Genomic DNA, 20,036 nt, shown 5'->3' with positions numbered 1-20,036 from the left:
TTATGTTCCTGTTGCGGCTATCGGAACAAAGCAGTCAAAGATCTCGGGATCCGGATATGGACGTGTCCTTCCTGTGCGACCCAACATTCCCGGGACCTGAACGCAAGCAGGAACATCGAGGCGGAAGCGACCCGCCTTCAAACTCTAACCGGTGGGACGCCGGGGTTCGCTTAGGCGGCATCTGTTCGATCGAACGGAGGTTCTAAGAATCCCCCACCTCTTAGCGAATGCGTAGGTGGGGGTAGTTCAAATGAGGAGGAATAGGATGAGGTACATAGAAACGGACCGGCTGGTTCTGAGAGACTGGACGGAAGATGATTTGGAAGCCTTCAAGGACATGAACAAGGATCCGAAAGTGATGGAGTACTTCCCTTCTACCCTGACGGAGCAGGAAACGGAGAAGTTTTATCGGCGGATTCAGGATGAGCTGGCTATCGAAGGGTATGGATTGTTTGCGGTCGAGACCAAGCAGGACAGGGCATTTGTCGGTTATATCGGGCTGCATGAGGCTACGTTCGAAGCGGATTTTACTCCCTGCGTTGAAGTGGGTTTCCGTCTGAGAAAAGAAGCGTGGGACTACGGATATGCGACAGAGGGAGCGAAGGCATGTATCGATTATGGACATGAGCTCGGTATAGAGAATATATACAGTTTCACGGCCGCGGTGAATGAGAGGTCCCGCCGGGTGATGGAGAAAGCGGGGATGCAGTTTGTGAAACAGTTCGATCATCCTGCTCTTGAAGAGGGGCACCATCTCCGTCGGCATGTTTTGTACCGGGGGTAGGAAAAGGTTTTGCGGTACGTTCAGGATTGAGTTCTGCAGCTGAACGGTCCGTTATTTCCTTTGCGGACCACTCAGGTTCCTCCGCTCGCTCTGAGTGGTCCGCAACGAGAAGAATGAACCGTTCGCGCTTTTCATTCCTGCACGAGTGTACCGCAAGTCCCGAAACGGGCATATTTCTCTTCGTGGTTATACAATACAGAGAACGGGAATAGCTTTTTTAAGAAGAACGAAACAGGAGATGAATCTATGAGCATCAGATATGATCAGGAGGCAGAGCGCTATATTTACCGGTTGCTTCTGCAAAGCATCATCCGCGAAAGACTCGTGGCTTATAATCGGACACCGGCTGGGATAAGCATCGAAGTACCGAAAGGCGGCATTATTGAGGTGCCGATAACACATACATACAAGCTGGGTCATATCGACATTTCAAATGATCCGGTGTATATCGATTCTTCCGGGTCCCGACAGGTCATCGACCGTATGGAACAATTGCTGATGCTGCTCGGTTTTCAGAACGAGCGATTCCTGAAAGAGTTGATGAACAGTGCGCTTAACTATGCCTCTGCTTTGGAAGCTGCTGATATGCGTAAACAGAAATTGCCTGCACCGAAGCAGGGAGAAGATACGTGGGTGTATGTCACCCGCAGGTATAAAGAAGAACCGGACTTCTCGCCGCTCGTCTTTTTTGAACAATGGGTGATCCAGGGACATACGACGCATCCCGCCGCCCGTACGAAGCTTTCGATGGAGCCGGAAGATGTGAAACGATATGCCCCGGAGTGGGGGGCAACTCCCGGACTCGTCCCTCTGGCTGTGAAGAAAGAAAGCACGACAGAAACCGCTCCTTTCGATATAGCTATGACAGAAGCGCTTCTTCGCATAGACCCGGGGATGAAAAGAGAATTCGACCAGCTAGAGGGTGATTACAAACTGATTCCTTTGCACCCATGGCAGGTGGAGCATACATTGCCGGAGCATTATAGCCAGGAATTGAGAGAAAAGATTTTCGTTCCTCTGGAAACGAAAATCCCGAGTGCGGCTCTTATGTCTTTCCGGACCATGGCAATCAGGGACTATCACATCAAAACGGCGGTCAACGTACAGATGACGAGTGCGGTGCGTACGGTTTCTGCTGCTTCTACGAAGAATGGCCCTATCATGGCGGGACTTCTCAAAGATATTCTGAAGGAGGAAGAGACAATGACCGTGTCCGGGGACCTCGCAGGCATTCATTACAAGCCGGATCACGAGGAGAACCGCACCTTTTACGAAAAAAATATCGCCGCCATCCTCCGTGAGAACCCGGAGACGTCTCTTCGTGAAGGTGAGGTTGCCATGCCGGCAGCGGCTTTGATTACAGAGTCTCCGGTGACCGGGCGTCTGCTGGCCGAAGAGTTTGTCGGGGAGGCGACGGAAGAAGCCGTATCGTCCTTCATTGAATCGTATGCGCGAACTCTTCTGCCTGGAATGGTTCGTCTGCTGAGTGAATATGGTATAGGCATGGAAGCTCATCTGCAGAACAGCGTCATTATTTTCAAAAATCGGAAGCCCGTTCGGGTCGACCTGCGGGACTGTGGTGGTGTGCGGATTCTGCCTGAGAGACTGAATCGGCATTTTGAAGAGGCACCTATCGATCCGTCCACGAATCTGCTGACAGATCGTGAGGAAGAGCTTACGGATATCTTTTCACACGCTCTCTTCCATAACCATCTCGGGGAGATCATTACAGCCCTTGCGAGGAATCTTGAGGTACCGGAAGAAGGGATGTGGGCTTCGGTGAAAACTGTACTGGAAGAGTGCTTCAAAGAAACGAATAACAAGCGGGACCAGGAAAGGATCGTTGAGGCGAACAGTCGTATGAAGTCACTGGTATGGATGAGGTTGTCCGACCAGTTCACGGATTACACCTTCGTCGACGCGCCGAACCCATTTCTTAAGGAGGAACGCACCTATGATGAGTCATCCGATGCTGCAAAAAACGGACACTGACCAATTGATGGAGGAAGAGTTGGCATGTTTCCGCTTCCTTGAAAAAGAAAAACCTGCCTACGCCGGACAGTTCCTGCGCTACGTGCCTTATGGAAGGCAAGGGATTATGCACAAACTCTCTTCTGCCGTCTTACGGGAAGGTCTTTATGACCATTCGATGGATGTGAAGACCGAGGATGAGAAGAAGGTTCAGAAAGTGTTACGTTTCGCCGATTATTCGATCGTATTCCAGATCAAAGCGACCCATGCCTTCAACCGGATCGAAACGACCGGCGACATCATTCGTATTGCAGATGGAGAAGAGAGGGTTATCCGTACTGCTTCCGAACTGGTGGATCAGCTTTTTTCTGAAGAAGAGTACCCGAATCTTTCCAGGTTCAAAGAAGAACTGGATAATGGAACAGCGAATCTGACTCTTGCTTACGCAGCTCGTTCACTGAAAGGTGCCGGGGAGGAGAAAGGAAGTCTGTTTTATGAACAGCAGGTTCTGGAAGGCCATCACCTTCACCCGGGGGCGAAGACGAAACTCGGGCTCTCCTACAGGGACGTTTTCCGTTACTCACCGGAATTCGCCCACACGTTCCCACTACGCTTTGTGGCTGTGCAGAAGGACTTCTGGCAATCAGAGCAACCGGAACTGATCAAACGGTATTATCCGGATATTTGGGAAAAAAGCGAGAAAGAATTAGCCAACCTTGGTGAGACGGGGAGAGAATTCACAATCGTTCCTGTTCATGAATGGCAATTCTTTCATGCTGTTCCCTTTATTTACGCTGAAGAGATCGAAGGCAGGGTGGTCCTTCCTTTGGAAGAGGTGTCGATGGAGGTAAAAGCGACATCTTCGTTCCGCACGGTCGTTCCGGCATCCGGAAAAGGTCCTGCCTTGAAACTTGCCGTGAATAGCCAGATGACATCGACGGTGCGCTCCATTTCTCCACAGACAGCTGGAAACGCAAGCGTAGTCACCGATCTGATGCATACCATTTTCGAGGAGGAGTCGCTTCCGACGTTCCAGCCATTGTACGAATTAGGAGGAGGGGCTTTCCGCTCGGATGATGCTTTGAAAAAGAGGAACCTGACGATGCTTTTGAGAGAAGATATTGATGCTTATCTGGATGACGAGGAAGAAGCCGTGGCAGGCATGGCTCTGTATGCTGATGCTGAGCAGGGAAAAGGAACGGTGCTCCAGGCGCTGGTCCGGAAGTATAAGGAAAATCAGCAACTGCCGGAGAAACAGGCCTCCCTCTCCTTTTTCCGGGACTATGCGGAGACGGTACTACCCCCATACCTGACCTTGATGACGAAGTACGGGATAGCTCTCGAAGGTCATCTGCAAAACAGTGTACCTGTGTTCCGTGACGGGAAAATCACACGCTTTTTCTTCCGTGATTGGGGCGGCGCCCGTTTTTATCAGCCAAGATTGAATTTCCGGGGATACGAGCCTGCCTTCATGGAAGGATCGGTATCTGTGACCGAGGATGTATCTTCCATGCATCATAAGTTATATTATACGGTGTTTCAGAATCACCTCGGAGAAATCATCCGTCAGCTTACCGAGGAAACGGATGTAGAGGAGAAAGTGTTCTGGACCGTCGTCCGTGAAATTTGCCAGCGTGTCTATGAGAAGTTGGAAAATGAGGCACCGCGGGAAGCACGCCAGGATTACGCATTTCTCACCCAGGAAACGGTGATGCACAAGTCCCTTGCGAAGATGAGACTTCTCGGGGAAAAAGAAGATGGCTTCAGTGAAGTGCCGAATCCGCTTTATGAGGGAGGCGAAGAATGAACGCTATAAGAGAATATATAGACCAGACCGAGAGCCCCTGTGCCTATGTGTATGACTTGAATAGGCTCTGGCAACGAGCAATGGAAATGCAAGAAAGGCTGCCGGACCACTGTCGTTTGTATTACGCAGTGAAAGCGAACCCGGATGCCCGGATTCTGGAGACACTCAGGGGCGTCGTTGATGGGTTCGAGGTCGCCTCTGCCGGGGAAATGGACAAGACAGGGCAGGCGGCACGCATTTTCGGTGGTCCTGCGAAGAAGGAAGAAGAGTTGCACCGTGCCCTTGAGGAACGGGACATGATGCTGAATGTCGAGAGTTTTCATGAACTGAGACGCCTGGCTATGCTTGCAGAAGAGAAACAGATGACAGCAGGTGTACTGTTGCGGGTCAATCTCGAAGAAAACGTGTCAGACAGCCACTTGAAAATGGCGGGAGTCCCGACTCAGTTCGGTGTGGAAGAGAAGCGGATTCCCGATCTGATCGAAGAAGCGCTGGGGCATGAGTTCATTGAGATCCGTGGCTTTCATTTTCACGCGATGTCGAATAATCTGGATGCAAAAGTGCACGTAGCTTTTGCTGAGACAGCCGTGAAAAAGTCATTACAATGGAAGGAAGATTACCAGCTCGATACGTCTATAATCGACCTTGGCGGTGGGTTCGGAATCAACTACTGGAATACGGACGAACCGTTCGACTGGGATGGATTTGCCCAGGGAATATCGGATATAGATACAAAGGGACATGAGCTGATTCTTGAAGCCGGGCGTTACATGACTGCAGAGTGCGGCTATTACATAACGGAAGTCCTTGATGTAAAGGAAAACCATGGCCGTCATTTTGCTGTAGTACGGGGAGGGAGCCATCATTTGCGGCTGCCTGCCGCCTGGAAGATGAGTCACCCGTTTCACGTGGAACAGCGGGAAGCCTGGCCATATCCGTTTGAACGTCCGGAAGCAAAAGGAACGGAAGTCGTTATAGCTGGAGAACTGTGTACCCCGAATGATCTGCTCGTGCGAGGGAAATATGTGGAAAGCCTCAGGGCCGGGGACGTTGTCGTGTTCACTCATGCCGGGGCTTATGCCTGGACGATCTCCCACCACGATTTTCTCAGTCATCCGCATCCCGAGCACGTTTATATTTCATAGGAAGAACCGGTCCGGAATAGAATGAAGGGAGACTGTAAAGAAGCGGGGGATTTCCTTGATCCAGGTGGAAACAGCTACCCTTTATCCAGGGCCGAACCAGAGTGTCTATTATCCGAGAGTCCGGATGTGGGACAAACCGATGGAACGATTCATGAACGCTGAAATTGTCAGAGAGACGACCCGACTGATTGATGAACAGACAGGGGCGATGCCGACGAAAGTGGTTGATATGAAAGGGACCTTCGAAGTGAAGAACAATCAGCGGAATGCGTTCAGTGTCTCTCTTTCCAATTATACTTACCATTATCATGCAGCCCACGGCATGACGTATCTATCATCATTGACGTTTGATCTGGTAGAAAAAAGGAAGTGCAGGTTAGGAGACCTGTTCAAAGAAGGAAGCGACTACACACAGGTTCTCTCAGCGATCGTAGAAGAGCAGATTGCCGAGAGACAAGTCCCGCTTCTCGGAGATTTCCCCGGAGTGAGTCCGAATCAGGATTTCTACGTAGCGGATAAATGTCTTGTTCTCTACTTTCAGTTATATGAAATTACTCCATATGTTTACGGATTTCCGATGTTCCCGATTTCCGTGTATGATCTGATGCCGATTATTCCGGAAAATGGGATGCTCGCGAGGTTGGCGGAGAATAGATGATTTATCTGTAGAGGAATTTTTTCTTGTGCAATTATGGTAAAATTAAACTATATCTTATTCACAGGAAAAGAGGGATTTCATGCTGACCATGTCACTGATCATCAGTCTGATTGCTTTGGCCGTTTCCCTGTACACGTTGCTATCTTTACAGAAATTTAAACGTTGAATACTGGAATACTACAAATGAACCTTTAATGCGAGGGACCCAGGAGGAAAAAGGATATGTGGACAGCGTTAGCACTTATCTTCCAGATAGCTTCTATTATGTTCATAACCGTAGTAACAGTGAAGAATAAGAAATACAGGCAGGGGAAAACGAATGAAGTCGTCGCCTTCATTATGCTGAGTGTCGCTTCGCTTTCTTTAGCGATGTTTCTCGATAACATGTGGTCGCTTCTGTTCTTCGGTCTTCAATTCGTTTTGTTGATTACATCATTGGTGTTGGCGGTGAAAGCCAGAACCTATGCTACTGCAACAGGTTGATATAAGAAAGACTGGCGGTCCGTTGCGCCAGTCTTTTTTACTGAAGTGGACAAACGATGCAGTAGTCCATTTCTTTTTCCTTATCCAGCTTATGATAGTAGCAACAGGTTTTCCGCATGCATTGTTCACTCAATGCTTCCCGTGGAGCCAAATAGCTGCTCAGTGGATTTTTATCTGCGCCGAAAGAGGTTCCGTTGAGGTTGCGGAGTTCCTCCGCGAAGTTTTGCACGATGAATGCCTGGTCTGCATGCTTCTGGACTGCCTTTCTTAAATATGAATTCATGCGTACCGCCACGTTTTCCCATAGAATAATGTGCGGGAGTCGTGTCGCCTGATGCAGACTGGTGACAAATACAGACAAGTGCTCTGCAAAAATATGTCCCCATGCGTCCCCGTTTTTATAAGATACTTGGGTTTCATCTACGATCAGGTTGAGCTCATCTGTAAATGAACAGGCACAGAGGGGGATGACCCGCTTCTTCTTCCCGAACAAAAGAGATTCCATCACCTCATCCAGGTATACCTTCGCATAACGCTTCATGATCATCGATGCCGCCACTTTCCGGTTCGGAGCGCATAAACGCTCCTGCTGGAAAGCGAGAAATTCCTGTGGTTCTTTTACTAATTCAGGCATAGCATTCATTCGTTGATCCCCTCTCTGTTTCGATATAGCAAATAAATGAAGAACGGTGCTCCGATTCCTGCTGTGAAGACGCCGACCGGGATATCCGACGGAAGGAATGCAGTGCGGGCGATGATATCGGCGATGAGTACAATCAGCGCTCCGATCATCCCGGACCCGAACACAAGGATTCCGAAGGAGCGTTGCAGAAGGAGTCTCGCTATGTGAGGAGCGATCAATCCGACGAACGCCACGCCTCCCGCAAAAGCGACAGCTGCTCCGGCAAGTCCTACGCTGAGAGCGAGCAGGCATAAACGGTAAAATTGAATGCGTACGCCGACTGCGCGAGCAACGTCATCGCCGAGCTGCTTGACATTGACGATATTCGTGAAGAAGAAAGATACGAATAGGAGGGTCAGAACGACAGGAGCGATAATTTTCACTTCCTGCCAGTTCGCCCCGTAAAGACTGCCCGTCATCCAAAGATAAACGCGGGAGGCTACGGATGCTTCACTGGAGACCATGATCATCGTAACGATTGCGTTCGTAAGGGCTGATACGCCGATCCCGACAAGGATGAGTCGCATCGGTGTGACACCATCTCTCCATGAAAGAGAATAGATGAGCGCAGTAACCAGAGCGGCGCCGCTTATAGAAGCGACGGGAAGCCACTGGATGCTTACTTCTCCCATGAGAGTTACGAGAAACAGAACGGTTCCCACAGAAGCCCCTCCTGTGACCCCGACAATATCGGGGGAGCCGAGCGGGTTGCGGATCATCCCCTGGAGAATAAGCCCGGAAACGCCGAGAGCCGCTCCCACAAAAACAGCAAGCCATACCCGCGGCATCCGAAGTTCGTTCAGGACGAAGGCGCTCTCACTTTCTCCGAAAACTTCCTGAAGAACGGTAGATAACGGAATGTAGCTGCTGCCGGATGCGAGGCTGATGAGAAACACTGCAACGACGGCGGAGAAGAGAGCTATCAGAATCCATAAGGACCGTTTGTGGATTTGTACGGAAAATCTGTCTGATCTGGTTCGTATGGTAAAGTGATCAGTCACGTATCTTCCCTCCTCTCCTGGCAATATAGATGAAGAAAGGTGTTCCGAACAGAGCGGTCATGGCCCCGATCGGCATTTCCTGAGGAGCGATGATCACACGCGCTACAATATCGGAAACAAGAAGAAGCGTGGCACCGAACAGGCCGCTCAAAGGCAGCACCCACTGGTAGTTCGGACCGGCGATTCCTTTGGCGATATGTGGAACGACCAGCCCCAGGAATCCGATGGAACCGGCGACAGCAACGGACCCTCCTGCCAGAAGAACGATGACAGCGCCTGCAACAAGTTTAAGCAGCAAGGTATTCTGTCCCAGGTTTTTGGCGACATCTTCCCCGGACATCAGAATGTTCAACGGTTTCCCCATGAACATCGCCACTGTAATGCTGATGACAATGAAAGGAAGGACCGGACCGAGCATCTCCAAGTCACGGCCGGCGACCGATCCGGATAGCCAGAATAGCACACTCTGCATCCGCTGCTCATCAAGCACAAGCATTCCCTGAGTAAAGGAAACGAACAGAGCACTGATGGCGGCACCGGCAAGAACGAGTCGAACCGGTGATAGGCCGTCTTCTTTCATAGAGCCGAGGAAATACACGAGAACAGAAGCTACGAGAGCTCCAAGAAACCCGATCCACATATAGTGGGTCAAAGATTCCACTGAAAAGAACGTCACGGCAAATACGATGAAGAAAAGAGCGCCTGCATTGACCCCGAATAGATCGGGAGCCGCCATAGGGTTCCGGGTAAGTGCCTGCATGAGCGTACCGGCAATCGCGAGACTCGCTCCGATTGAAATGGCGACAAGTGTGCGGGTCAGGCGTGACGTACGTACGATGATCTGCTCGGTACTCTCAGGGTCGAAAGAAAACAGAGCCATCCAGACATCACCTGGTGTCATCGGCGTTTTCCCCAATAGGAGACTGGTAAAAGCAGCAGAGAGAAACAAAAGAACGCAAAGGACGAGAACGCTCCATCTTATGTAAGGTTTTGTTGTAAAAGAAGCCATAATCATCTCTCCATAGAAACAAAGATAGGAGATGTGCTCCTATCTTTGTAACAACCATTATTGTTCTAAGCCGAGGCGGTCATATAGGTCATCGAGCATCAGATTCGCGCTGCGGATTCCTCCAGCCATGTTCCACGTCACCTGATCGACTTCATGGACCTGATCGTTTTTCACAGCGTCCAGTTCCTGCCAAAGCGGGTGGTTCGTCCACTCGTTGTATGTTTCCTGTACTGCTTCATCCTCATCCATGAAAACATAGAAAACATCAGCATTCATTTCCGTGATGCTTTCTTTGTCGGAAAGCTTGATTCCCCATACATCTTCCTGGTGGGATTCTGGACGTGTGAAACCGGCATCGTTCAGTACCTGCCCGGCGAATCCTTGAAAGTATATACGAGCGTGATCACTGCGGAAATTGAGAACCGCTACGTTCATCGGCCACTCTTCGCCCATTTTCTCTGCGGCCTTCTGCTTGAAGTCTTCTGTGCGTTCGTTCCAGTCGGAAAGAATCTGGTCCGCTTCCTCCTGCTTACCAAGCGTCTCACCCATGACCTCGACCGTATTTTTGTATTCAAACAATTTCTCGATAGCGATGGTCGGCGCAATCTGGTTCAGCTTTTCATAAATGTCTTCGTGACGTGTCTTCGAGGCGATGATGACATCGGGCTCCAGTTCCGCAATCTCTTCCAGGTTCGGTTGTGTCTCTTCACCTACAATCGGTGTACCCTCAAGATCATCGCGAAGGTATTCATAGATCGGTTTCTCTACCCAGGATTCAACGATTCCGGCAGGTTCCACGTCCATCGCCGTCGCAACGTCTGTAGCTCCCTGGAAAAGAGTGACGACTTTTTCAGGCGTTCCTTCGATTTCTGTTGTCCCCATCGAGTGTTCGACCTCACGGGTGTCGCTCGTTTCTTCCGTTTCTGCATCATCAGAAGAACCGTTTGATGCCTCCGTTTCCTCCGATTCGCTGCTTCCACAAGCTGCAAGTAGCATAGAAATTCCTAAGATAAGTGCTATGGTCCACCATTTCGGTGTAATGTTTCTCATTATGTAACCCCTCTCCGTGATATTGATAATCATTTTCAACTAGCGTCAGTGTATATCAATTACGTAGGAGTGTCAACGTTCATTTTACGATTTTAAGAGGGAAAGTGGAGGTTTTCAGGGAATAGGTAAAGTACGAGAATCAAAGAGGGGTAAAGGGATGAAAAGAAGCAGTGACGATATTATCGAAGAGATCAGGAAAGCGAAAAGTCATCTCGAAGATGAAAAGGGCGGATATCATCATCTGATCAAACTGTACACAGAATTGAGACAGCAGTTGAGAAAAGAGAATGACCGGGATGCCGCTGGCGATGTTGAAGATAAACTCATCTATTATCTCGTAGAATACGGTTCTTACATGAAAATGGTGCATGAGAAAAAAGACAACGAAGCGATGGATGCTCTGAAAAAAGCACTGCATTACGACAGAGCTCTTCCGCTCGCTTACTACCGCCTCGGATTTCTTTTCTACAGACAGCGTAGGTTCGCTGAAGCAGGGAATCACTTTTCGAAAGCACTTGAACATCAGGAGAGGGCGAAGCGTTTTCGTATGAATAAAAGACAGTTGTACTACGCGCACCTCTATTTGATAAACAGTGAATTGCATGTGGTGCATGCCACTCAGCAGCAAATGGAGAAGCTTGAGTTAGAAGGGAAATATGAACCACTCGAGTCTGCGGAGTTGTCTAATCTTTATGAAAGAATGACAACAACAGATAAATATTTGGAGAATCATGCATTCATCAAACGTACGAACGAAGGGGAGACGTTCATTTCGAAAGAGGGGTTCGATGAAATGGTCGGGGAGGAACAGCCGGGAGTAGTTTATCTATACTTCGGAGATCGGAACATAGAAGTTTATTATGACGACGGGAACCGGGAGTTCAGTAAAGATGACGGGGAAGTGTTGTTATATCTGCTTCTTCATTCCAATGAACGGCCCCTGGATGGAAAAGTTCTGGGACAGTTGCGAGGAGAGTGGGAGGAAGTGAAGTCATCGACCCTCCGTCAAAGAGTCAGTCGCCTGAACCGGAGGCTTGCAGAAAGGGGCATCGATTTTCAAATCAGTCATGTGAATGGAGGATATGCCATAGAGGAAGAAAAGGACTACGTTATTATCCACAGAGCCGATGAAGCCTTCGAGGCGCTTCGAATACCGTCGTGACAGGGGTGTAACGGCGAAATCTATATACTTAAGGTATCCCAAATCAAAAGGAGAGGATACCTGATGAAAACGTGGAAGCAGCTGATGGTACGGTATGGATTTGATGTGGTGGAGCAGAAGAAGGATGTATTTTCCTGGGAAAAGGAACGGAAGGAAAACATCCAGTTTGCCTGTGATGCTCTGCATCGTCTTGACGTGAAATATTCCTTGGAGGGTGAATGGATGGTCATCAGTCAGACCCCTGTCTCAGAAAAAGCTTGGGCAGAAACGCTCGAGGTGCCGGGGCGAGGGCGTACAGAAATAGTTGCAGGAAACCCGACGCTTGAGGAGATGGATACGCATATCAGCGGTCTCGTCATGCAGATGAACCGGTTAGGGTTGAAGACGGTATATAGCTGTGATGGTCACGGACGACGGCCGGCTCATCTGGATTTCATCGACCAGGAGACGGTCGAAAAAGCAGCTCAGCTCTTGGAAGTGGTTTTTGAAAAAAGGGTCAGAATCACAAGGTCCGGTATCAAAATAAATGCAGAGCTTTCAGAACTTGTGGACTGCGCCGAGGCGATGAGTGAGATGGACTCGGTGGAGGATACCGATAAAATTCTTCAATTTTTTGAAGAGAAAGAGCGGAATCGTTTTGAAGAGAAGCTGGAGGAACTGCTGATGATTCCGGGGGTGAGCCAGAACGAAGGGCGAGTCCGGAGTTTTGTGAAACAAGAAATTGCTCCACATGTCGATGATATGGTCGTTGATGAATACGGAAATCTGCTGGCACGGAAAGTATGTGGCCATGGAAGAGGGCCTGTCGTACTGCTGAACGCTCATCTGGATGTGTTTGATGAAATGGTCGCGGGTCGTTCTATTTTGAAAAACGGAAGCACGTGGACATCGGACGAAGGGATTCTCGGTGCGGATGACCGGGCCGGGATCGCTATTATTCTTGAGGTGTTACGTCATGCCGGAAGTCATTTTGACGGTACGTTGAAAATCGCCTTTACGGTGGAGGAGGAAATCGGGCTGCAGGGAAGTCGTCATGTGAATCCTGTGTTCCTGTGGGGCGTGGATGCCGCTTTCGTTCTGGACCGCCGTGGAACGGGAGATGTCGTCGTGCGCGGAGGTGGCATGGACTTTTGTTCCAAACATTTCGGTTCCTGGGTGAAGGAAATAGCGGGAAGCGGGTGGTCTTGTGTCCGCGGTGGCAGCAGTGATGCTCGCATATGGGCGGAAGCGGGTATCGAGACCGTGAACCTGTCCGTCGGTTACCGTCATGAGCATACGGAGGAAGAGACGCTTGATGTAGATGCTTGTTATGAAACGGCTCGGGTCATGCGCAGGGTTTTGGAAAATCATCGTTCGCTGAAGCGTCTTGTGAATCGAAGAGTTCGGGCAAGAGCATAAGTGTTGGCGGATCCGGATTGCCGGGTCCGCTTTTCTTATGGTTATTGAATTGAACCGTTCAGAAATAGGTCCTTGGTCTGAGCGGTCCATTCTTTGAAAATCGGTACGTTCACAAGCCCTGAGGCACGTCTGAACGGTTCATTTCGTATGAAATGGACCACTCGAACGAGTTATCGCTCCGCGAACGTACCGTAACACATTCTCACCGATTCATTTTATCCAAAATCACGGACAACTGGGAAAATGTATCGTGCAGCGTTTGCCGATCCTCCGCAGATAACGTATCCAATCGTTCGCGCAGCTTGTCTTCCATATGTTTTTTCTTATCTCCGAGAAAGGAAGAGCCGTCTCCGGTAAGTTGCACTAGAGTCACGCGGCGATCTTCTGACCACTTCGTCTTCTCCAGAAGTCCATAATCGATCAGTTTCCGGACGAGTGGTGTCAGATTCGATTTATTGATAGCAAGTTTCTGAGCGATTGTCTTCATCGGCACAGCTCCCTCCTGTTCAATGATGTGAAGGATATGTACGTGTGTCGGATGAAGATCACTCTCCTGAAATGGCTGGATGTCGCCGAATAGTTTCTTCGGAAGGGCCGGCAGTACACTTAGGATCCGGTCGACGAGTTCGTTGTCTGAATTCATGAGCCTTTCTGCTCCTTTCTCTTTGACTTTTCCTATAGAAAAGTGGATAATATTAATAGTTATTATATCATAACTATTTCGTTCAGGGGGAGTAATGATGAGTAGCCCGATTATATCTGTAAAAGATTTAACGAAAAAATATAAACAGACAGAAGCTGTGAAAGCTATCAATTTTGAAGTGGAAGAAGGGGAGATTTTCGGCTTCCTAGGTCCTAACGGGGCAGGTAAAAGTACGACAATCAACATGATCTGTACGATGCTGAAGCCCACGTCCGGGAGCATCACGATCAACGGCTATGATGCCAAAAAGGAAAAAGACAAAGTGCGTGCCAGCATCGGTATCATTTTTCAGGAAAATACGCTGGATGAAAAACTGACGGCTAACGAAAACCTGATGCTGCATTGCCGTTTTTATAATGTTCCGAAAGACAAACGTCAGGAAAGAATCCATGAAGTCCTTGAAATCGTCGACCTGGTGGACGAACGCCAGCAGCGTGTCGAGACGTTCTCCGGCGGAATGAAACGTCGTCTGGAGATTGCCCGCGGTCTGCTTCACTATCCGAAGGTTCTTTTTCTTGATGAGCCGACGGTCGGACTCGATCCGCAGACGAGGTCTCACTTATGGGAGTATATATTGAAGCTGAAAGAAAAAGAGGGCATCACGATGTTCCTGACGACCCACTACCTGGATGAAGCGGAGATCAGTGACCGGGTCGCTATTATGGACCAGGGGGATATCATCGCTATCGATTCACCGACGGCTCTGAAAGACCAGCTCGGCGGAGATATGATTGAACTTTCAACAGAAGACAACGACCAGGCTTTACGGGAGATTGAGGAAAAAGTGAATGGGGCAGAAGTGTCTGTCAAAGGAGACACGATTCACTTGAAAGTGCAGAGTAGTGACGCGTTCATTTCATCGTTCATCAAAACATTGGAAATTCCGATTACACGACTTAATATCCGAAAACCGACACTGAATGACGTCTTTCTTTCATTCACCGGACGGAAAATCGGAGATGCAAAAGAATAGGAGGGAAGAAAAATGGAAGGGATATTTGCGATTTGGCAAAGGGATCTTACGAAATTCTTCAGGGACCGGGCCCGTCTTATAGGGTCCTTCTCGATGCCGATTCTGTTCTTGCTTATTTTCGGCGGCGGGATGAGCGGTTCGATGGAATCGATGATGGCCGGAAATATGCCGGAAGGAGCAGAAGGTTTCAATTACGTAGAATTCGTATTCCCAGGAATTGTAGCGATGACCTTGTTGATGACATCGATTTTTTCTGCCATGTCTGTGATTGAGGACAAAGATTTCGGGTATATGAAAGAGATTCTGGTCTCCCCGATTTCCCGGGTCAGTATTGCGATAGGGAAAATGCTGGGGGCAGCGACGATTGCGACGATCCAGGGTGTGATTCTGTTTCTTCTCATCCCGTTTCTCGGGTTGTCGTATAACCTCATGGCTCTGATTCAGGTCATTCCGTTCATGTTCCTGCTCGGTTGTGCGTTGTCGGGACTCGGACTCCTGTTCGCCAGCCTGATCAGTTCGACACAGGGCTTTCAGCTGACCGTCCAGATCCTAGTCATGCCGATGATCTTCTTATCTGGTGCGTTGTTTCCGGTAAGCAATATGCCGGCGTGGATGGATATCATCGTTAAGATCAATCCCGTCACGTACGGGGTGGACGTCATGAAGAAAATAATGATTGATGTGGAAAATATGCCGGTAGCCGTGCTCGATGCAATGGGGCTGAACTTGAGTGTGTTCGGCCAGGAAGTGACGATGTTTGCGGAAGTCATCTTCATCGCCGGATTCGCAGCACTGCTTGTATTGTTTGCGACGTTCAGTTTCCAACGGGCGAATGCTTGATTTATGAATAAGGAAAGACGCAGTCATATCGGCTGCGTCTTTTTTGTGGTAATTATGCTACAGTTTTCAGAAGAAAATAAGGGGAAACCATCGCAAAACTACGTGTATCCGATAATTTCCGGTCAATTTAAATGAAAAACACCGCATTAACAATCTTTTGCGATTGTTTAATGAGTAATTCTCGTTAAAAACGTTTCATTAATGCGGGCCTTCTCCGCTTTTCGTGATCTAGCTGCGACACCTAGCCCTTAGCGACATAAGTGAAAACCACCCATAAAGAAGGAAAGAACTTCTTTAGGCTGATTTTCACTTATGCGAGAAGGGTTGAGCAAGGTGTCTCCGCTTTTCGTGGCTAGCTGCGAAGAACAGAAGCCCGAAATATAAGCAGCCAACCCTGTTTCGAGAAAGAACGCTCGAAGCCAGGCTCGTCTGCTTATATTTGAGCTTCTAAACGTTCTTATCCGCTTTTCTATGTCTAGCTACGAAAGCCAGAAACCCCGAGCCACAAGGAGAACAGATCAGAAAAAAAGAAAGAGCGCTTTTTGTCTGACAGTTCTCCTTGTGACTGAGGTTTCTAAGCGGGCCTTCTACGCTTTTCCCTTTAAAATATATAAGGCCCAATAAACACAGTCATAAACAGAATGTGCATACCTATGAAGTAAGCGACTCTGCCCGGGATGCCCCACCATTTATCCAAGTCGGACAATTTCACAATCACCAGAGCTATCAGAGAAAAGAACAGAATGATCACGAACGGGCTGCCGGTAAAACCTAAGAATTCTGGCAGACCACCGATCACCTGAGCTTTGAACAAGTGCTGATGGAAAAGGAGCGCGACCGCTGTGTAAAAGCCGACCGACGCGTAGAACGACCACTCTTTTTCTTCATCGAACGGATTGCGTCGACGGAACGTCCATGCGCCCATCAGGAGAAGAGGAGGAGCGTACCACATGACGGTCAGGAATATCGTCATCAGTCCGGTCGACAGCATCGTGAGCGTTTTGCCTGCCGTACGAAGCGCCGTGTCCCACGTTAATGCGGACGATGGAAAGCCAGCCTGATTCACAGAAGCAGCCATGAAAACTGTATTTCGTTCAGCGCCGATGTCGAGCCATGCAATGACTTCTTCAGATGCGGTTGCAGGTTTTACAGATAACCGCGGGGTGTTGCTGAGCCGCACTGAACTCATTTCGCCTTCTTCTACGACACCTTCATAAACGTTGAACGCTTCCGATCCGCTTGTCTTTGTTTCCGTAAATCCTTGCGCGCGGAAAAGGACAGAGGCTTCTTCCCCTTTTGCTATAACCTTCAGGTCTTCGATTTCTTCAAGGAGAGAGCCTGATACAGGATCTGTGAAGGAGATGCGTGACAGGGTCTGAAGGTTCTCTTCCTTATTCGCCAGGTAGAAATCTTTTTCGCCGGAAGCGGACCTTTGAAAGGCAGGCACGGCACTGACGAGCAATTGCGGCTTGCCGCTAGTCACAAGCGGATAGACTTCTTCCATTTTCAAAGAGGGAGACAACTCGGACTCCATTTCTTCAAGGATAGAAACCTCATCTCCCTGCCGGCGATAGATGGTAGTAGAGATATGATTGTCATCTGCTTCGCTGATGGAAACGAATGCTACTTCGCCTGCTTCATAAGCATGAACAGAAGCGGCCTTCGGAACATTCTCCGTGATGGTCGTCTCCTGAAGTGTCTCCGCATCCACGTAAACCACCTTTCCTCCGGATAAATAAATGATTCCATTTTCTAAAGGACGAAAAATCTCCGAGTCTACGAGTGGTTCCTGGCTGCCTGTCTGATAAATCGTACCACCTGTTGAATAAAGCGTGCGATTCTGACTTATAAATACTTCAGAACCGGTTGCACCAGAAACGGATGTTTCCTGTTCGCCGGTCTTATTCAGGTTCTCATCATATGTACGTTCGACCAGAGCGTTTTCTTTGAAGTAAGCGATTCTGTAGGTACCTTCCTCTGTCTGAATCGCATCGATACCGGAACGCACGGTGGTTGTACCTACGTCTGTTTCCCTACTCCATGAATCGGAAGGCGGGGTGGATGCTTCTTTGTAATTCTGAAAGGCTAATAGTGCTATTCCTATCGCAAGAACGATCAGCGGCATGATCCAATGTTTCTTCATGAATTTCACCTCCTGTCTTCAAGTGTACTACTAATACGAATTTTCTGGAAAATAGTTTCATATCTTTTTGAAATGTGGATATTTTAATGGTGAATTAATTAAAGTTTAACAAAACTTTCTTATCCATTTTGGTATGATTGGCGCCGGAAAGGGAATAAAGGTATAGAGAATGACAGAAGGAGGACGATAGATGAATCCTGTGAAGAAAGTGTACGCGTACGTAGTGAGATATGTAGAAGGGGAACCTCAAATATTGACCCTTCAACCCTTGGAGAACTTGAGCGACCTGCGGGTTCCGAGGCGTATTCTGAAGAACCAGGAAGATACGTACAGTTCCGTCCTCCAGGAAGTGAAAGATCAGACGGGGATCGAAGAATTCGAGGACATGACTTTCGTTACGGACGATTTGTGGAAGAGTGAAGACGGAAATCTATATCATCGATTCTTCTATAGATTGGTTACTGCTGATGAGAGTGGAGAAGTGAGTGACTCGGACGATTTTCACATGCAATGGATCTCCCGTGAGGAACAGGTTCCTTTTCAAGAAGGGTATGGAGACTATATTTCAAGAGTGTTTTGAAAGGATGAATAAAGATGGGTATCAGCACTAAGTAAGGAGCAGTCACTGAATGGCGACTGCTCCTTTTCATTATATGCTTTTTTTCAATGCGTACGCTGATGATTCCTGCTTGGCAGTCAACGTACTGACAATGAACATCACTAAGAATGATGCGACAGAACTGAAGAACATAGCCAGGTAGATGTTCGCAATCATATTCTGACTGGTGAACAGCACGTACAAAGACGCACCGGTGATCAATGCGGCGATGGCCCCGTAATTATTGCCACGGTTCCAGAAATAACCCAGAGTGATCGGTGCAATGATGCCTGAGATGATGGCAGAGAAACTGAATTGGATCAGAATCGATAGAGATTCCGGTCGTTCAAGAGAGAAGTAAAGCGACAGAAGTCCGACAGCGATGAGGGAGCCTTTAGCGACTTTCAAAGCACGACCGTCCAGTTGTGTCTCCGATAGTTGTTTCTTTGATAAAATTGGAGCGACCACACGATAGAGATCATTACCGATACTGGTTGTGATTCCGAGATAGAGACTGTCCGTACTCGACAAAATGGCGGAAACGATTCCGACGATCATGAGTGCGGCGATGACGGCCGGGAATGCTTCGATGATGTACATCGGAATAGCGGCATCGGCACTGGCAAGAGACGGGTAGAGCACTCGAGCAGCCAGTCCTCCAAGAACCATGAGTGTCGAAATGATGCAAAGGACGATCCCTGCAGAGAGGGTGAACGGCGCAAGTTCCTCTTCCGTTTCAATCGATAATACTTTGTTCAGCAGGTGAGGCATCAAAACGAAGCTGAACAATAGGAATTGAACGGCCATAATAGCCAGAACACTATTGTAAGGGCCGCCACTTGCGACAGCTGTGGTCAGGTTGGTATCGATGGCAGACAGCTTACTCGTCAGTTCACCGAACACATTCCAACCGCCACCGATTGTCCATAGAAACGACAGGGCTACAAAGACCGACGTGATAGCCATGAAGATCCCCTGAATTCCATCCGTGACAATCTGTGCGTAGGCTCCTCCGAGTCCGATGTAAAGGATGGTGATAGTTACCCCTATGACGATTCCCCATGTGTAAGGAATGCCGATGACCGTTTCGAAAATCGTGGCGAGTCCGACGTTTTGTCCCACAATATAATACACATTGAATAAAATCAGAATAGAGACAAGAGCCTGAAGCGCTTTGGAATTGTACCGTTTCCCGAGCCATTCAGGAAGAGTGGATACACGTCCGAATTTCTTTCCGTAGCGCCAGAATGTTTTCGTGAATAGAAGCAGCGCTACCCATGATACTCCGAAGCATCCCAGTGTGTACCAGAGTACCGCCGTACCATATTGATAAGCGAGCCCCGGCACCCCGATGAAAAGGTTGGCACTTGCGTAGGAGGTGGCGAAGCTTGCCCCTACAATCCAGGGATTCACTTTCCCACGGGCTGTGGCGAAGCCGGCCATGGACTGGCTGTGCTTCTTCCCTTTTCTGCCGATCCAGGTGACGAGTCCGAAATAAGCGATAAGTAGTAGAATGACTGTCCATAGCAGGACGCTAGAGTCTGTTAGCATAGTTTAGTTTCCTTTCTGTACGTAAATGGTTTTCCAAAGTACGAGTCCGACAATCCAGAAGATTGCTACTAAAATGAA

19 protein-coding genes are annotated in these 20,036 nt (G+C 48.7%); 12 read left to right on the top strand and 7 right to left on the bottom strand.

Annotated elements, in window-relative coordinates:
• The 7 genes from BLQ44_RS08755 to BLQ44_RS08725 form a co-directional block, all read left to right on the top strand.
• On the top strand, window positions 1-174 hold a 174-nt coding region (locus BLQ44_RS08755), incomplete at its 5' end, for a zinc ribbon domain-containing protein (protein ID WP_093193529.1).
• 91 nt (window positions 175-265) lie between these two features.
• Entirely contained in the window at window positions 266-784 is a 519-nt protein-coding gene (locus tag BLQ44_RS08750; RefSeq protein WP_093193510.1) for a GNAT family N-acetyltransferase, read from the top strand.
• A gap of 246 nt (window positions 785-1,030) precedes the next feature.
• Complete coding sequence (locus BLQ44_RS08745) at window positions 1,031-2,776, top strand: IucA/IucC family protein (RefSeq protein ID WP_093193509.1); 1,746 nt, start codon at window positions 1,031-1,033, stop codon at window positions 2,774-2,776.
• Window positions 2,739-4,562 (top strand): IucA/IucC family protein, encoded by a 1,824-nt coding sequence (locus BLQ44_RS08740; RefSeq protein ID WP_245688139.1) that lies wholly within the window; start codon window positions 2,739-2,741, stop codon window positions 4,560-4,562. The genes BLQ44_RS08745 and BLQ44_RS08740 overlap by 38 nt, the downstream gene beginning before the upstream one ends.
• Window positions 4,559-5,707, top strand: coding sequence for a type III PLP-dependent enzyme (locus BLQ44_RS08735; protein WP_093193508.1), 1,149 nt, complete (start codon window positions 4,559-4,561; stop codon window positions 5,705-5,707). Before BLQ44_RS08740 ends, BLQ44_RS08735 begins: the two co-directional genes overlap by 4 nt.
• Before the next feature lie 64 nt (window positions 5,708-5,771).
• Entirely contained in the window at window positions 5,772-6,365 is a 594-nt protein-coding gene (locus BLQ44_RS08730; RefSeq protein ID WP_322787523.1) for a DUF3298 and DUF4163 domain-containing protein, read from the top strand.
• 222 nt (window positions 6,366-6,587) lie between these two features.
• Complete coding sequence (locus BLQ44_RS08725) at window positions 6,588-6,848, top strand: hypothetical protein (protein ID WP_093193507.1); 261 nt, start codon at window positions 6,588-6,590, stop codon at window positions 6,846-6,848.
• Window positions 6,849-6,885: 37 nt separating this feature from the next.
• Here the strand turns inward: BLQ44_RS08725 and BLQ44_RS08720 are convergent, their stop codons facing one another.
• The 4 genes from BLQ44_RS08720 to BLQ44_RS08705 are packed head-to-tail and all read right to left on the bottom strand — an operon-like array spanning window position 6,886 to window position 10,590.
• Window positions 6,886-7,491 carry an IucA/IucC family C-terminal-domain containing protein gene (locus tag BLQ44_RS08720; RefSeq protein ID WP_093193506.1) on the bottom strand — a complete coding sequence of 202 codons (606 nt, stop codon included), beginning with the start codon at window positions 7,489-7,491 and terminating at the stop codon, window positions 6,886-6,888.
• Complete coding sequence (locus BLQ44_RS08715) at window positions 7,488-8,531, bottom strand: FecCD family ABC transporter permease (protein WP_093193505.1); 1,044 nt, start codon at window positions 8,529-8,531, stop codon at window positions 7,488-7,490. The genes BLQ44_RS08720 and BLQ44_RS08715 overlap by 4 nt, the downstream gene beginning before the upstream one ends.
• Window positions 8,524-9,540 (bottom strand): FecCD family ABC transporter permease, encoded by a 1,017-nt coding sequence (locus BLQ44_RS08710; RefSeq protein WP_093193504.1) that lies wholly within the window; start codon window positions 9,538-9,540, stop codon window positions 8,524-8,526. The genes BLQ44_RS08715 and BLQ44_RS08710 overlap by 8 nt, the downstream gene beginning before the upstream one ends.
• A gap of 57 nt (window positions 9,541-9,597) precedes the next feature.
• Complete coding sequence (locus tag BLQ44_RS08705; protein ID WP_093193503.1) at window positions 9,598-10,590, bottom strand: ABC transporter substrate-binding protein; 993 nt, start codon at window positions 10,588-10,590, stop codon at window positions 9,598-9,600.
• A gap of 157 nt (window positions 10,591-10,747) precedes the next feature.
• On the opposite strand from BLQ44_RS08705, the gene BLQ44_RS08700 reads away from it, so the two are divergent.
• Window positions 10,748-11,752, top strand: coding sequence for a hypothetical protein (locus BLQ44_RS08700; RefSeq protein WP_093193502.1), 1,005 nt, complete (start codon window positions 10,748-10,750; stop codon window positions 11,750-11,752).
• Between the two features lie 63 nt (window positions 11,753-11,815).
• Complete coding sequence (locus BLQ44_RS08695; RefSeq protein WP_093193501.1) at window positions 11,816-13,150, top strand: M20/M25/M40 family metallo-hydrolase; 1,335 nt, start codon at window positions 11,816-11,818, stop codon at window positions 13,148-13,150.
• 202 nt (window positions 13,151-13,352) lie between these two features.
• Here BLQ44_RS08695 and BLQ44_RS08690 read toward each other — a convergent pair whose 3' ends face one another.
• A complete protein-coding gene (locus BLQ44_RS08690; protein ID WP_093193500.1) occupies window positions 13,353-13,793 on the bottom strand; it encodes a MarR family winged helix-turn-helix transcriptional regulator in 441 nt (146 codons plus the stop codon).
• A gap of 97 nt (window positions 13,794-13,890) precedes the next feature.
• On the opposite strand from BLQ44_RS08690, the gene BLQ44_RS08685 reads away from it, so the two are divergent.
• Window positions 13,891-14,826, top strand: coding sequence for an ATP-binding cassette domain-containing protein (locus BLQ44_RS08685; protein WP_093193499.1), 936 nt, complete (start codon window positions 13,891-13,893; stop codon window positions 14,824-14,826).
• Window positions 14,827-14,838: 12 nt separating this feature from the next.
• Window positions 14,839-15,666, top strand: coding sequence for an ABC transporter permease (locus tag BLQ44_RS08680; protein ID WP_093193498.1), 828 nt, complete (start codon window positions 14,839-14,841; stop codon window positions 15,664-15,666).
• Window positions 15,667-16,267: 601 nt separating this feature from the next.
• On the opposite strand, the gene BLQ44_RS08675 is transcribed toward BLQ44_RS08680, so the two are convergent.
• Entirely contained in the window at window positions 16,268-17,809 is a 1,542-nt protein-coding gene (locus BLQ44_RS08675) for a hypothetical protein (RefSeq protein ID WP_093193497.1), read from the bottom strand.
• 190 nt (window positions 17,810-17,999) lie between these two features.
• On the opposite strand from BLQ44_RS08675, the gene BLQ44_RS08670 reads away from it, so the two are divergent.
• Window positions 18,000-18,389, top strand: a complete 390-nt coding sequence (locus BLQ44_RS08670) for an NUDIX hydrolase (protein ID WP_093193496.1) — start codon at window positions 18,000-18,002, stop codon at window positions 18,387-18,389.
• Between the two features lie 69 nt (window positions 18,390-18,458).
• Here the strand turns inward: BLQ44_RS08670 and BLQ44_RS08665 are convergent, their stop codons facing one another.
• Entirely contained in the window at window positions 18,459-19,958 is a 1,500-nt protein-coding gene (locus tag BLQ44_RS08665; protein WP_093193495.1) for a sodium:solute symporter family protein, read from the bottom strand.
• Between the last annotated feature and the right edge of the window lie 78 nt (window positions 19,959-20,036).

It is taken from the genome of Salimicrobium halophilum (assembly GCF_900100295.1).
Classification (GTDB): domain Bacteria; phylum Bacillota; class Bacilli; order Bacillales; family Halobacillaceae; genus Salimicrobium; species Salimicrobium halophilum.
Note: the sequence above shows the minus strand (reverse complement) of the source record. Positions and strands in the feature narration are given on the sequence as shown.